We start from the raw sequence: 15,174 nt of genomic DNA on the forward strand, positions 1-15,174 counted from the left end.
CCGCTCCAGGCGCCCAGCACCGGCACCCGCCGTGGCAGGCAATGGCGGGTGCCGGTGACAGTATCGACACGCAGATCAATCAGCGATTGGCGAAGTACATCGTGACTTCAAAACCAATACGCAGATCGGTGAACGCAGGTTTCTTCCACATAGATACAGCCTCCTCTGGCACCACTCAATTGCGGCGTATTCAGTAATACACCGATGCCGGGCAGGCTCAAATGCTACTTTCGAACCGATTTCGACCCGCTACCGGACAATTGGCCGGGTGCTAAATAACTACCGCACGCAGGCTGTGCCCGGGCGGCTTGATAGCCGTTCTCTTTGCATTGAGCACGGTAGCAACCATGAAAAATCTTGAAGCAAATTCGCTGCAAGTCGGCCTCTTTGACTGCCGATTGACGCGCACCTTCAGTGAGCGCCCAACGCTTTTTACCGTCGCGGGCCAAGTCCTGAGCGAGCAGTGGCAGTCTCGCAACATAAGCGCCCATGCCCCCCTGACGTTGTTCCTCTCCAGTAAAACCACAACGCCGCAACAGCGTTTCATTCGCCCGTTGCAGCACGTACTGCTGGAGCGCTACTGCCGCCGCCAGACACTCAACCTCGATGCCTACCAGGACATCATTACTAGCGATCCTGATAGCCAATGGGGGCTTGAAATTGACTTGCACAGTGTCGAACTGCTGATCAACGACTGCGGCCCGCTGATACTGGATATCTTTCAACAGGCACTGATCGATTACTGGAACACTGCCGACGACTCAGAGCAGACACCCTGGCAGTGGTACACCCAGTACCTGGCCGATCAATACCACGCTATCGTCGAGGCGAGCGTGAAGACGCGGGCACTAACGCCGGACACCACGCACATGGCAGGTCTGGTCAAACTGCACAGTGCCAGCGATGCCCACGATCGCCACGCAGACAGTGAGCACCCGAACGTCTCGTTGCTAACGCTTGACCTGAGTACGCGCGGGCAGCTTGACGCCGACCTGGCTGGCGCCTTGTTGATCGAGCCTAAGCACCCTGCCAACCAACACGCCTCAGTGTTGCTCTACACCCTGACCGGCCAGTTGGTTGCCTTTGCCTCACGCCAAGCGGTGTTGGAAAATCTTGCCCAGCGTTGGCCACAGCAACCTGAGCATACCCCGCAGGTTTACCTGGAACCTGCGCCCGTGCATATGTTTGAACAACAGGCCCGCGCCCTGATCGACCAACAATTGCGCGTCATCAATACGCTGGCTGGCAACTGTCGCTCGCAGTACGATGCCGCGCAACTGAGCATTGATATCGATCGCCTGACTTCAATGCTCGACATTTGCAATGGCAGCGAACCGGCCTACCGTCAACAACTGATGGGCAAGCTACCTGACTGGCTGCGCAATGCCGACAACCCGACACTGATCCGTTTCAGTTCGATGCTAAGCGCCGTGGCCAAGGGTTACGCGCATGCCAACGGCACGTTCTGGCTCGATGATGTTGATGATGCCGAACACTTTGCCTACAAGAAACTGACGCAACAGCTGAGCGCCGACCACCCCGACAACGAACTCGAGCCTTGGGACGTCGACGTGATCAATCATCAGGTCGAGGCGGCGGCAATCCCCGGCCAGGACAGCCTGATCACTGATGGGCTCATCAAAACGGTGCACTTCTCTCTGGCGCAATTGGCGATTGCCAACCTGGGGCTGCTCAAACCCGGGCAAGTCGAACTCAAGACACACTCTGGCAGCCCCTTACCCAGCTGGTTTACCGAAGATTATCTGCGTACGCTGATCAGCGAACTGGATATCGCTACCCGCTACCCACAGATGCTGCGCAGCACACTGCTGGCAGACGAACCGCAACGTCAGCGGCGCCAGCGCCTGCTTGCCGACCAGCTCGCCACACAGCTACCCGCCCTGGCCATGGAACGCCACCTCAATGGCGGGCATCTGAGCATCACTGCGGTTGACGGTATCTGCCAGGTGTTCCAGCACGTTTCCAGCAACGCGCAGAGCACTTGGGTAATGCGCTCTCTCGGGTTCATCAGTGAGCCTGGCGCCACCCCCGACCAGGCTCAAAACACCTGGCTGATCGAGGCCAGCGAAGGCACCTGTGTCCTGTACCGTCCGATGGCTGTAGAACCACTGCTTGAATTCGCCGATCGCCGGGCACTGTTCACTGCTATCAGCACTGCCGGTCAGTTGCAGGACGACCTGCTGCAGCGCTTGCCAGCGACCGCCCGACGCATCTATGCCCACGGCGGCTTCCACGAGCCGCACTTACCGTTTTCGGTCGAAGACGACTTCACCGTACCGACCCACACGCCTGCCCCGCCTCAACTGTCGAGACAAGCACCGCTCACCGACCTGGCTGCTGCGATCTATCCAGCTTGCGTCGAAGAAGCCATCACGCGCTTTGAGGAAAACGCCCACAGTACTCGCGAGACCCGCTGGGCGCGTTGGGAGCAATTGGGCTGGCTGTTGTTCAACACGCTGCTACCGCTGGCTGGCGCCACGCTGGCGCGTGCAACCTGGTTGGTACAGATGGAAATGGCCTTGATCCAGTACGTCGACGCCGCCAACAAGCGCGACCCAGCGCATCGGCGTGTCACTCTAGCCAATCTGCTATCGAGCGTCGCCCTGCTGGTGCTCAGTCACACGCAACGACCGCTCAAATTGGGGGCTCAGCCCCTTGAGCCAACCAATCCGGCCAGCGCCGAAGCACTTGAGATAAACCCAGCACAAACCGCTGCCCTGGACTACAGCTGGTCACAACCCGCCCAGCAGTTGAGCGCAGTACAACGCCAGGCACTTGAGCCGCTACAGGCCACACACTCGATCAGCGAACTGGGCATGCCGATCATCAGCGGCGCCAAGCGTGGTCTGTACCCGTACAACGACCAGTTGTGGGTGAATCTGCAGGGTACGATCTATCGGGTTGAGCTCGACCCGCACAGCGATCAGCCGCGTATTGTCAGCCCTGCCACTGTACAAACAACGGGTCCATGGTTGCGTAGAGATCAGCAAGGACGCTGGCAACTCGACCTTGGCTTGCGCCTGCGTGGCGGCATGCCGCGCAACAGTCGAATCGCGCAGCGCAAAGCCGAAAACGAAAGACAGGTAGAAGAATTGCGCTCGGCATTCGAGGCGATCACCGCCCACGTGTCGCAGCGTCAGAAGGAGCTCAACAAGCTTGCTCAGGTGGTCGATAAGTTCCAGGAACTTACCATCCTCAACAGTACTGCCGACAAGTTACGCACACTGGATACCTACTGGACTGAATACCTGAGCACGCTCAAGGCAAAAAATGCTGTTGCACCGTTGGTGAATTACAAATCCGCTTTGTCGCTTGGCCTCTTTCAGAGGTTTGCTATCCAATGGACCAAGCAAAAAGCGCTCGTCAGCATATTGAATTTGCACAAGCAAAAATTCGATGTGTACATGAGTCAGATCAAGGCTGAGGCAGCATCAGAAGCACCGGCTGTTGGGGAAGGCGCTGGTCTTGAGGTCAATTGGCGTGCAGCGTTGCAGATTCTCGATGACATGACGCCGCAACTGGATGACATTGTGCTCAGCAGTGAACAGCTTCCGCCGACCCGTGAGCAATTGCGTCAACTGGACAGCAACTACAAGCCTGAGATTCGCGAGATGAACCTGAGCGCGGAACAGCTGCTCATGGAAAACCCGGACAGGAGCATCTTCTACGCCCATACCCTGCGCCTTGAGGTTAACTACCAGAAGTTGCTCCTCAACCCCGAGCACGAGCCACGCATTGCCGTGCTGCTCGATCGTTTCTGGAACAACTTGAATCTGTTCAAATCCCAACGTCTGCGCCTGTACGCGCTGGAAGACGTCGGTGAAGAGCTGAAGGCTCAACTGCTCCGTGACATGGCCGCGATCCTTAAAGGTGCCATCCGCCGCCTGGATAACCTGGCGTATGAGCTGACGGAAAACAAACAACAGAAAATCATTCTGGCGCTGCGCAAAGACCTGGCCTTCGCCACTCAAAACGTGGAAGCGGCGGTGACTGACTACCTCCCCACCGCCACCGTCGAACAGCTGCAACAGAAAACCCCAGGCTTGATCGAAACACGCGATCAAGGGCTGCTGCTTGGCACACCGCGCGAGGGCGACGACAGCCTTGTCGACATTTACGACGCCAACGATACAAACCGCCTCGCCACCTACCGCCAGGGGCAAAGCGGATGGGAGAAGGTCTCTGATGCCCCTTCCCCCGCCGCGCCCGCTGCCAGCCAGCAAAGCTGGGCGCGACTGCTGAGAACAAGTGAAGAACTCATCCACAATGCCAACCGCGACCTGAGGTTTCTGGAATCACGCGCTGCGTGGGACTACATACCTGCCGATATCGAAGACATGCTCGAGCATCAGCAGCAGCGCATTGCCGCCCAACGCGACGCCCTGCGCCAGCGCCTGAGCGAAGACACCGCTATCGGCAAGCCCGTGGATGATTCGGCGCAGCAGACGATCGACAGGCTGGACACACAGACTCACGTACTGACCGAACAGGCCCGTACATTGCGGATCAACGCGGCCCTGAGGCAAGCACCGAGGATGGGAGAACTGGAGTACTTGTTGCAACACAACCAGGTCAGCATTCAGGCCAGTGGTGCACGTAAGCTGCTGCCCAAAGTGAAGGGGCGGCAGGACGACTACTTTGACGAGTACGAGATCCGCCACAACGGCCAGCCGCTGTGGTATGCCCACTTTCATTACCGAACCCGTGACGCCGCCAAAACCGCTTTCGTTGCCGGACACCTGAAGAGCGCCAGTCAGCGTTACCTGCGTGGTCAGGTGCAGGTTGACGCCGCCACCGGAAAAACCGTTGAAGTGCATCGCAGCCCCATCAGTACGGGCGCGGCGAAGCAGTACTTTTTCAACCTGTAGCACAAGCAAACGGGCCGCTATGCGGCCCGTCGTTCAAGCGCAAGATAGTCCGAGGATCAGCGATCCTTGAACTGCGCTTCGCGCTTGGCGACAAACGCCGCCATACCTTCCTTCTGATCTTCGGTGGCGAAGGCAGCGTGGAAGACCCGACGCTCGAAACGCACACCCTCGCTGAGGGTGACTTCGAAAGCGCGATTGACGCTTTCCTTGACCATCATGCTCACCGGAATCGACTTGCTGGCGATGCTTGCCGCCACCTTCAGGGCCTCTTCAAGCAATTGCTCCTGAGGCACCACGCGGGCCACCAGGCCTGCACGCTCGGCTTCTTCGGCGCCCATCAGGCGACCGCTCAAGCACAGCTCCATGGCCTTGGCCTTGCCGACGGCGCGGGTCAGACGCTGAGTTCCGCCCATGCCCGGCAGCACGCCGAGGTTGATTTCCGGCTGGCCGAACTTGGCATTGTCGGCGGCCAGAATGAAGTCGCACATCATCGCCAGCTCACAGCCACCGCCCAGGGCAAAGCCCGAGACCGCAGCAATGATTGGCTTACGCCGGTTGGCGATACGGTCAGCATCGCTGAACAGGTCATCAACGTAGATCTGCGGGTAACGCAGGTCGGCCATTTCCTTGATGTCGGCACCGGCAGCGAAGGCTTTGGCAGAGCCGGTGAGCACCACGCAACCGATCGCCGGGTTGGCCTCAAGCTGATCCAGCGCCTGATTGATCTCACCGACGATCTGCGCATTCAGCGCGTTCAGCGCTTGCGGTCGGTTAAGGGTGATCAGACCGACCTTGCCGTGGATCTCCAACAAAATGGTTTCAAATGACATGCAAGCTGCTCCCGTCAAAGATTGCGCGCAATAACCATGCGCTGAATATCGCTGGTACCTTCGTAAATCTGGCAGACCCGCACATCGCGGTAAATCCGCTCCAGCGGAAAGTCACTCAGATAGCCATAACCGCCCAAGGTCTGCAAGGCATCCGAGCAGACCTTTTCGGCCATTTCCGAGGCAAACAGCTTGGCCATCGACGCTTCGACCAAGGCCGGACGCCCGGCATCACGCAGCGCTGCGGCATGCAGCACCATCTGCCGGGCCACGGCAATGCGGGTGGCCATATCGGCCAGGCGAAAGGCCACGGCCTGGTGCTCGATCAGCGCTTTGCCGAAACTTTCACGCTCGCGGGCATAATCGCGCGCCACTTCAAAGGCGGCACGAGCCATACCTACCGATTGCGAGGCAATGCCGATACGCCCGCCCTCGAGGTTAGCCAGGGCAATTTTATAGCCTTCACCCTCCTCACCCAGACGGTTGGCCACCGGCACACGCACGTTGTCGAAAACGATCTGACAGGTATCGGAAGCATGCTGACCGAGCTTGTCTTCAACCCTGGCAACCTGGTAACCCGGTGAATCGGTGGGCACGATAAAGGCGCTGATACCGCGCTTGCCGGCGTCAGGGTCGGTTACCGCGAACACAATCACCACCCCGGCATTCTGCCCGGAGGTAATGAACTGCTTGCAGCCGTTAAGAACGTAATGATCACCGTCGCGGCGCGCCCGGGTTTTCAGGCTGCTGGCATCAGAGCCCGCTTGCGGCTCGGTCAGGGCGAACGCGCCCAGCATCGCACCGCTGGCCAATGGCGTGAGGAACTGTTGCTTCTGCTGCTCGTTACCGAACTTGAGGATCGGTACACAGCCTACCGAGTTGTGCACGCTCATGATGGTTGAGCAGGCGCCATCGCCCGCAGCGATTTCTTCCAGGGCCATGGCATAGGCTACATAGCCGGTATCGCTGCCGCCCCACTGCTCTGGCACCAGCATGCCGAACAGGCCCAGTTCAGCCATTTCTTCAATCGCTTCTTTGGGAAAGCGATGCTCTCGGTCCCATTGCTCGGCAAACGGGCGCAGACGCTCTTGAGCGAATTGACGGACCGCGTCGCTGATCTGCTGTTGTTCTTCATTGACTAGCATGGTGCACCTCAGTACAGACACTCGACGGCCATCGCGGTCGCTTCACCGCCACCAATGCAGATGGCCGCCACACCGCGACGCAGGCCTTTCTGGCGCAAGGCCGCCAGCAGGGTCACCAGAATACGCGCGCCCGATGCGCCGATCGGATGCCCCAGGGCGCAGGCGCCACCGTGGATGTTGACCTTGTCGTGGGGCAGGTCCAGGTGCTTCATGGCCGCCAGGGTCACCACGGCAAAGGCTTCGTTGATTTCGAACAGATCGACGTCGGCCAGGTTCCAGCCGGTGCGCTTGATCAGCTTGTCGATCGCGCCAATCGGTGCGGTTGGGAACAACGCTGGCGTATCGGCAAAGGCGGCATGGCCATGAATCACCGCCAGCGGCTTGAGTCCCTGTTTTTCTGCCTGTGAACGGCGCATCAACACCAGCGCCGCCGCACCATCGGAAATCGAACTGGAGTTCGCTGCAGTCACCGTACCGCCGTCACGAAATGCTGGCTTGAGTTGCGGGATCTTGTCCAGGCGGGCTTTCGGTGGCTGCTCATCGTCGCTGATCAGGCGTTGAGTCTTGCCTTCGGTCACTTCTACCGGAACGATTTCACTGGCAAAGCTGCCGTCTTTGATGGCCTGTTGTGCGCGGGTCAGCGAGGCGATGGCAAAGTCGTCTTGTTGCTGGCGGGTAAAGGCGTTGGCCGCTGCGCAGTCCTCGGCGAAGGTGCCCATCAGGCGCCCTTTGTCGTAGGCGTCTTCAAGGCCATCGAAGAACATGTGGTCAATAATTTTGCCATGCCCCATGCGATAACCGCTGCGCGCCTTGTCCAGCAGGTACGGCGCGTTGGACATGCTTTCCATACCACCGGCCACGACCACATCGGCGGTACCGGCCAGCAGCAGGTCATGGGCCATGATCGCGGCCTGCATGCCCGAACCACACATTTTGTTCAGGGTGGTGCAGGTGGTGGATTTATTCAGCCCGGCGCCCAGGGCAGCCTGACGCGCGGGCGCCTGGCCAAGGCCGGCAGGCAACACGCAACCAAACAGCACTTGCTCGACGCTGTCGGCAGCAACGCCGGCACGCTCTACAGCAGCGCGAATAGCAACGGCGCCCAGCTGCGGTGCGGTGAGGCTTTTCAGGTCACCTTGCAGGCCACCCATGGGGGTGCGCACAGCGCTGACGATTACAATCGGGTCATTGGCGAGGGTCATGTCTACTACTCCTGCAATTACTTGGCGGCCATGCGCAAGGCACCGTCGAGACGGATCACCTCGCCATTGAGCATGCTGTTTTCGATGATGTGCCGGGCCAGCGCCGCGTACTCTTGCGGGCGCCCCAGGCGTGGCGGGAACGGCACCCCGGCGGCCAGCGAGTCACGTACTTCCTGGGTCATGCCGGCCATCATCGGTGTTTCGAAAATGCCTGGGGCGATGGTCATCACGCGGATGCCGAAACGCGCCAGTTCACGTGCTGCCGGCAAGGTCAGGCTGGCGATGGCGCCCTTGGAAGCGGCATACGCCGCCTGGCCAATCTGGCCGTCATAGGCAGCAATCGACGCGGTGTTGATGATCACCCCACGCTCACCATCCTCACTGGCTTGACCTTCGGCCATCACCGCAGCGGCCAGGCGTAGCAGGTTGAAACTGCCGACCAGGTTGATATTGATCACCCGGCTGAAGCTGTCCAGGCCGTGCGGGCCGTTCTTGCCCAGCACCTTTTCCGCGCCCACCACACCGGCGCAGTTGATCAGCCCGTGCAGGCTGCCGAACGCCGCGACAGCCGCATCAACCGCGGCCTTGGCAGCGGCTTCCTGGCTGATGTCGGCCACGGCAAAGTGCGCCTTGCTGCCCAGTGCCTGGGCTTTGGCCTGCACCGCTTCGGCGTTGAGGTCGACCAGCATGACCTGTGCACCGGCGGCGATGAGCATTTCGGCGGTAGCGGCGCCAAGGCCCGAGGCCGCACCGCTGACAATGAAGTTTTTATTGGCGATCTGCATGATGCTGTGTCCTCAAGCGCTGGCGGTCTGGGCCAGCGCAGCGTGTTGTTTGGCAATTTCCTGGTTACGCAGGATGAAGCGCTGCAGCTTGCCGCTCGGGGTCTTGGGCAGCTCGCTGACGAATTCGATTTCCCGTGGATAAGCGTGGGCATACAGGCGCTGGCGCACGTGCTGTTTCAGGGCTTCAGCCAGTTCCTCGCCGGGTTGTTGACCGCTGGCCAGCACCACGAACGCCTTGATCAGTTCGGTGCGCTCCGGATCTGGTTTGCCCACCACCGCCGCCTCGATCACTGCAGGGTGCTCAATCAGTGCACTCTCGACATCAAACGGCCCGACCCGGTAACCGGAGGTGGTGATCACATCATCGCTGCGGCCAACGAAGCTGATGCTGCCATCGGCGTTGAGCTCAACGGTGTCACCACTGAGGTAGTACTTGCCGACGATCGATTTGGTAGGCACACCGTGATAACCACCGAACCAGCACAGCGGTGACTGCTCGCGGTCAACAGCGAGAATGCCCGGCTGGCCGGCAGGCAACTCCTGGTGCTGGTCATCGAGTACGACAATGCGGTGGCCGGGGATGGCATAACCAGCCGCCCCCAGGTGCACCGGGTGCTGTAAACCGTGGTGGTTGCACAACACCATGCCCAGTTCGGTCTGGCCGTAATGGTCATGGATGGTCACGCCCAGTTCCTGGCCGAACCAGCGGATCACTTCCGGGTTGAGCGGCTCACCGGCGCTGCTGACCACCCGCAAACGGCCCTTGATCGGGGCTGAGAATGCATCACCGGCGGCAATCAACAGCCGATAAGCCGTCGGTGAGCCTGCCAGGTTGCTGATGGCGTACTTGTCGATCACCCGGCAGGTGCTCTCGACGCTGAACGGACCATCGAAGAAGGTGGTGGAATGGCCGAGCGCCAACGGGCCGGTCACGGCGTAATACAAACCATAGGCCCAGCCCGGATCGGCCAGGTTCCAGAAATTGTCTTCATCACGCAGGTCGATGGCGTCGCGCATGTAGCCCTGAAAGGCGACGATGGCGCGCAGCGGCACCAGCAACGGCTTGGCCGGCCCGGTGGTGCCGGAGGTGAACATCATCAGAAACGGCGCATCGCCGTTGAGCAGCACCGGCTCGCACAGGTCGCTGGCAGCCGCCACGGCTTGATGGAAGTCCAGGTCGCTGGAGCCGCTTGCAGCGTCGATACAAATGATCGACGGGCACCCCTCCACATCATCGAGCTTGCCGCGATTGCCGCGATCAGTGATGACCACGCGCGCACCGGACTGATGCACGCGATGTTCGACCGCTTTAGGCCCGAACGCAGTGAACAGTGGCTGATAGACAGCGCCCAGGCGCCAGGTGGCCAATACGGTAACCAGCAGTTCAGGAATGCGTGGCAGCAAACCGGCAACCCGATCGCCTGGCCCTACTCCCTGAGCGCGCAGGACATTGGCGAAACGTGCAGCCTGCTGTTGCAACTGCTCGAAGCTGTACTGGGCACTCTGACCGTCGCGGCCTTCCCAGTTCAGCGCAATCTTGCCGCTGCCAACATGGCGATCACAGCATTCGACACAGGCATTGAGCCCATCGAGGCTGCCGTGCAGGGCTGCCTCAGCCACCTGAAGATAGTCAAAGCCGCTCGCGGCTACAGCGTAATCACGCATCGTCAGACTCCTGGTTGTTATTGTTGGAGTAGCACCATGAATCTGACGATAGTCGCGCTGGATGGCCCCCGGGACAATGGCCAAAGCTGTCAAACTGGATGACTGGTTTGGCCTGGCCCTGGGTGGGCTTCAACGACCTCCTTCACCCGCCAGGTCAGCAGCCAGTGCTTCCTGGGTGAGCTTCAGGGCCAAGGCCTTGATTGCCTGCTCGCGCTCGCTGGCCAGTTGATTGGCCTGCTGCAGGTAGGCACCTTCGCTCAGGTCTTCCTGATCGCTCAACGCATCGAGCCGCGTCCAGAACGGTTGCTCGACCGTAGTGAATCGCTCGGCATACTCACGACGCAAGTGTTCCAGCCAAAAATCCCGCTCACTGATAAATTGCGCCAGCGCAGCGCTGCCTTCAGCTTCACGGACAGCCGCAGCGGCGTCGGCAAGCTGCGTTTCGCTGACTCTGGCAATCTCCTCAAACTGCATGGTGCTGGGCTGGCCCGGCAAACCAAGCTGACGCGCAAGGCCGCTGCGATAGGCCAGGCTCACTTCGATTTCATCGACACCGCGCCCTGCTGCAATTCGCGCGGCGATATCTGCACGGGCAATCCGCTCGACCTGATCCAGGCGGAACAAGCGCCTTGCCAGGTCAAGCCGAGCAGCCTGAGCGCTGCCGAGCGTAGTGTTTTGCAAGGCACGTGCAACAAACACCCGAACCTCCAGGGCACTGAAACACGACGCAACACTGTCGACACAGGTACGCGGATTGCCGGCCAGGCTGAACAGTTCCTGACGTAGTTCAGTGCTGCGCTGCGCCGCTTCGAACATTTCCCAGACCCGGCGTTCAAGATCTTCCCGGGCCCGGCGAAAGTCACTGGTCCCGGAGAGTTCACTGATCAGTTGAAAGAAGTCATCACTGCCCGGTTCGGCCCGCAGACTGTCCCATAGCGTGAGGTGCTGTTGTTGTACCTCTGCATCTGCGAGCTGCGTCCACAGCTGCCGAGAAGCCTGTTCACCCTCCTCTTCGGCCTGTGCAGGAACAGAGTCGGGCGCAGCCAGGCGTTGTTGAACCGCAGGGCTCAGGGCATTGCCCTGCATCGCAAGCGTTCGTCGGAACGAGCGAGGCGCCTGCAGGATCATTTCCGGAATAGTGCTGATGCGGTTGTTACGCAGGTCGGCATACTCAAGAAACGAGCATCGGATCAACCCCGACGGGACTGTCTGCAACGCACAGTTACGCAGGTACAACTCGCTTAGGTGCGACAGATTGCGCAGCTCCAAACTGACTGCCCCAAGCGGGTTATGGCATAACATCAAACTCTGCAACTGCTGCAGGCTACCCAATATGCCTGCGCCAAGCTGGGTCATCTGGATCATATTGTTGTTCAACTGCAGCACCCTCAGCTCTGTAAGCCGGACAAGGCTTGCCGGTACAGTGGTGAGGCGGTTGCCACTCAAATTCAGCCGGTTAACCCCCCTAAAACAGCGCAGAAATCCAGCAGGCAACAGGCGCAACTGCAGGTTCACCAGCGTCAATTCCGTGACATGAGCAAATTCGACCCGTGCAGGAATCTCCGGTAACGTCTGAATCGCGCTACCGATCAGGGACAGGCGCATACCATGCGGATTGCCATGGCGGTCGATGGACCGATCACCCTGCAAGCGCCAGCAACGACGCAGTTCGTCGGCAACCGAGCGACGCGTAGCAGGCCCGGAAGCTTGCCCAACCTCAGCTTCCCAGGTCACCAGGGCCGCATCCAGTAACTGGAACTCCTGCTCCTGGTCCAGCAAATTGTCAAAGGCTGAGCCTGGCGCTTGCAGCAACAGGTTCAGAAAATCTTCCACCTGTTGATCAGTGAAGCCGAGATACAGGGCCCGAATACGCGCACGCAGTGTGGCTTCTGCTTGACTGCGCCCCTCCCCGCGACCACTGAGCAAATACCCCACCCGGCCATCTGCCAGGCGTTGTCCAGGGTTGAACCAAGGCTTGATCTGCGGCCATCCCAGCATACGCTCCAACGCTTTAGGTTGCGTAGGCATCCAGCGCTGCAGATCTTGCCGTACCTGGTTGGCGGCACTGTTGGTATCCCAGCCCAGACGCGTCCGATCGGCTTGCGGCAAGACCGCAAGCAGCACCTCAGGCAGACCGGCCGGATCATCGACCTCAACATCCAAAGCGCCCCCCTGTTCGTCGCTCAGCTCAAAACGCCCATCGCGCCACACCATCACCCAAGGGTTGCGGTTCTGCGGATCAAGCACCGCAAGGCGGCGGCCATATTTAGAGCCTTCGCGCAGCTCAAGGTTGACAGTGCTCGGCCAACTGGCGTGTTTACGAAGCAGGTTGAACACCAGATCCACCGTGTCGGGCTGATAGCTTTGACCTAGAAACAACCCTTCACGCATCCGGGTCAGCCGGGCATGGCGCAGCAGCGAACGCGCCTGCTCCGCCAGTGCCAGGGGAATTTTCCGGCTTTCGGTGATGCGCAGCCGCTGCGCATCACCCGCTTGCCTGAGCAAGTACGACGCGTAAGCATCGGGCAACCCGGGAAAATCCCGCTGAATCACCGCCAGGCCATCCTCTGCGGGCACATATTGCCGGGCGAAATGCTCAAACAGCCCCGAGCGCAACTGTCCGGCCTTTGCCACAACTTCAGCGCGCTGCTCGGCATCGCTCAGCCCTGCGGGATCAATCTGCGCCAGGCACCAGTTGTAGAACGCCTTCTCGGCTTGCTGTGTCGGTTGCTTTTCAAGATCGGCGAAAAAAGCATCGACCCGAGCATCGACACTGAAGCGCTCCAAGGTGTCACGCAGGCTCACCGGCAGCGCTCGATTCTCGACCAACAGACCGCGCAGTTCATCTTCATCGACACCTGCAACCTGCAGAACCTGCTCAATACGCTGCGCATCGAGACTCGCCGCGTCAGGCCACAGCCGACGCAACAGCCGTGCACTGCCTTGCCACTCCAGTGGTCGTTCAAAATCCAGGCGCCAACTACGCTCGCCATTGGACTGCAACCAAGGGCCGTAGGCGTCCTCCCGCTGAGGATGCTGCAACTGCCAACGACCCTGACGCTGGCGAACCTGGTAATAATTGCTTTCGTGCCGCCACCAGTAGCGTTGACCATCACTGTGCAAACCATTGCTCTGCACCTGGGCCAACTCGGGTACGCCGCTTGCGATGTAGGGTTGCAGGTCTTCAGACCACAACCGTGGCGCATCGGCAGCGTTGCTGACCGGTACCAGCCCCTCAACAAAAGCGCTGCGCGCAAAACCTTTGGCAATGACATGGGCACCGCCAGCGACCGCAGCCCCAACTGCCAGGGTTTCAGCCACACCTAGTAAATGTTCCAGCGCCTCATGCTGACGGCCACGTGACCAGTCGCGCACCCCTTCGTAGGTTTCCGAGGTCAATTGCACGACCGTCTGAGCCAGTAACAGCGTGCCCAGCACCGGGACGAAAAAACCGGCCACATTGAGCATCACCAGCCCCGCGTTCTGCATCGCTTCCAGGCGCTTTTCCGAGGCTGCGTGATCGGCATCATCAGTCGGCACCAGCAGTTTGCGGGCATCGTCCTTGATGCGCTGAACCTGCTGAGTTGCCAGGCTTGCGAAGATATCACCAACAGGGGCCTGCCCAGCCACTTGCAGGTCTGGTACGGGATCTGCGAGACGCTTACGCAAGGTATTGAGCATTGCCGGTAACTGCCCAAGGTTGACCCGGCGCCGCAGGTACTGCTCATCCTGTGCGCAGCGCAACTGCGTAGCCAGGGTATCGTTCAACGACTGCCAGGACTCGAACCCGTAGAGCTCCCGCTCGGGCGCTGCGGGCAGGTACAGCACCACGCGAAGCACCTGGCCATCGGCATCTTGCTGCTCAACTGCCAATGCGCCATCAATGGCGCAGTCGAGCAGCCGGAACTGCAACACCTGCCAGCCGGAGCCCGGCGTGTGAAGTTGCGCGGTGTCAGCCACCAAGCGGCGTAACATCTCCAGTTCGGCCGCGGTAATCTCACCCTTCATCGAAGCAATTTCTGCCGCCAGTGCCAGCCCGCTGCGCTTGTCCAGCGTCAAGGTGGTCAGTGCCTTGGCATCAAAGGCCTGATCAAGGTGCGACTGATAACTCTGCCCTATGTCTTCCTCACGACAGAACAGGCTGATAGCGTCGGTTTCTGCACTGACCAGATCAGCCTGACTGGTAACCGGGTCGGGATCTATATCAGACGTGGCCAGGCCTGAGCCGAGGTAGAAGCTCGCATCTGACTCGAAGTTCTGCATCAGTCGCTGCAACGCCGGTTGATGAATAAAGCGGATCGAGTCCTCAGGCAGCAGCCCGCCCACAGGGACACGGAATGAACGCCTTACCTCACGCCAGTAAAGCGCACGAATATCGTCAATGAGTGCCAAAGGCCCCTGCAAAAAAGGCTCAAGCTGGTTAACGGCATAAGCATCCGGCGAGGTGATTGCAGCCACCAGCGTATGTAACTGCTCTTGCGTGTGCTTATGTGCGCCAATGCGCGCGCGTAATGCGTTGATCTGCTCGGGTGAAGCCTGCTTCAACCAGGCGGGCAGACGCGCCTTGATAAAGTCATCGGTTGCATCGGTGATCTTTGCTTCCACGGCAGCGCTGGATTGCTTGGGGGGCATGACGGTCGTCCATCAGAGGAATGAACCGT

At 60.0% G+C, this 15,174-nt stretch carries 8 protein-coding genes; 1 reads left to right on the forward strand and 7 read right to left on the reverse strand.

The features are described 5' to 3' along the window. Positions 1–79: 79 nt before the first annotated feature. Positions 80–151, reverse strand: a complete 72-nt coding sequence (gene pqqA / locus ACVWSC_RS19575; protein WP_009394664.1) for a pyrroloquinoline quinone precursor peptide PqqA — start codon at positions 149–151, stop codon at positions 80–82. A gap of 196 nt (positions 152–347) precedes the next feature. On the opposite strand from pqqA, the gene ACVWSC_RS19580 reads away from it, so the two are divergent. Next, positions 348–4,889 (forward strand): hypothetical protein, encoded by a 4,542-nt coding sequence (locus ACVWSC_RS19580; RefSeq protein ID WP_442108769.1) that lies wholly within the window; start codon positions 348–350, stop codon positions 4,887–4,889. Between the two features lie 56 nt (positions 4,890–4,945). Here ACVWSC_RS19580 and ACVWSC_RS19585 read toward each other — a convergent pair whose 3' ends face one another. From ACVWSC_RS19585 to ACVWSC_RS19610, 6 genes are all read right to left on the reverse strand, one after another. Continuing rightward, positions 4,946–5,719, reverse strand: coding sequence for an enoyl-CoA hydratase (locus ACVWSC_RS19585; protein ID WP_442108770.1), 774 nt, complete (start codon positions 5,717–5,719; stop codon positions 4,946–4,948). A 14-nt stretch (positions 5,720–5,733) separates the two neighbouring features. Further along, entirely contained in the window at positions 5,734–6,861 is a 1,128-nt protein-coding gene (locus ACVWSC_RS19590; protein WP_442108771.1) for an acyl-CoA dehydrogenase, read from the reverse strand. Positions 6,862–6,869: 8 nt separating this feature from the next. Beyond that, complete coding sequence (locus tag ACVWSC_RS19595; RefSeq protein WP_442108772.1) at positions 6,870–8,063, reverse strand: acetyl-CoA C-acyltransferase; 1,194 nt, start codon at positions 8,061–8,063, stop codon at positions 6,870–6,872. Positions 8,064–8,080: 17 nt separating this feature from the next. After that, entirely contained in the window at positions 8,081–8,848 is a 768-nt protein-coding gene (locus tag ACVWSC_RS19600; protein WP_442108773.1) for an SDR family NAD(P)-dependent oxidoreductase, read from the reverse strand. Positions 8,849–8,860: 12 nt separating this feature from the next. Next, complete coding sequence (locus ACVWSC_RS19605; protein WP_442108774.1) at positions 8,861–10,513, reverse strand: AMP-binding protein; 1,653 nt, start codon at positions 10,511–10,513, stop codon at positions 8,861–8,863. A 129-nt stretch (positions 10,514–10,642) separates the two neighbouring features. Continuing rightward, positions 10,643–15,145, reverse strand: coding sequence for an NEL-type E3 ubiquitin ligase domain-containing protein (locus ACVWSC_RS19610; RefSeq protein ID WP_442108775.1), 4,503 nt, complete (start codon positions 15,143–15,145; stop codon positions 10,643–10,645). Positions 15,146–15,174: the final 29 nt, after the last annotated feature.

This window comes from Pseudomonas sp. NUPR-002, assembly GCF_056322725.1.

Excerpts from the sequence above, each read along its gene's own strand:
- ACVWSC_RS19580 (WP_442108769.1), top strand. The coding sequence starts at position 348 with ATGAAAAATCTTGAAGCAAATTCGCTGCAAGTCGGCCTCTTTGACTGC.
- ACVWSC_RS19585 (WP_442108770.1), bottom strand. The coding sequence starts at position 5,719 with ATGTCATTTGAAACCATTTTGTTGGAGATCCACGGCAAGGTCGGTCTG.
- ACVWSC_RS19590 (WP_442108771.1), bottom strand. The coding sequence starts at position 6,861 with ATGCTAGTCAATGAAGAACAACAGCAGATCAGCGACGCGGTCCGTCAA.
- ACVWSC_RS19595 (WP_442108772.1), bottom strand. The coding sequence starts at position 8,063 with ATGACCCTCGCCAATGACCCGATTGTAATCGTCAGCGCTGTGCGCACC.
- ACVWSC_RS19600 (WP_442108773.1), bottom strand. The coding sequence starts at position 8,848 with ATGCAGATCGCCAATAAAAACTTCATTGTCAGCGGTGCGGCCTCGGGC.
- ACVWSC_RS19605 (WP_442108774.1), bottom strand. The coding sequence starts at position 10,513 with ATGCGTGATTACGCTGTAGCCGCGAGCGGCTTTGACTATCTTCAGGTG.
- ACVWSC_RS19610 (WP_442108775.1), bottom strand. The coding sequence starts at position 15,145 with ATGCCCCCCAAGCAATCCAGCGCTGCCGTGGAAGCAAAGATCACCGAT.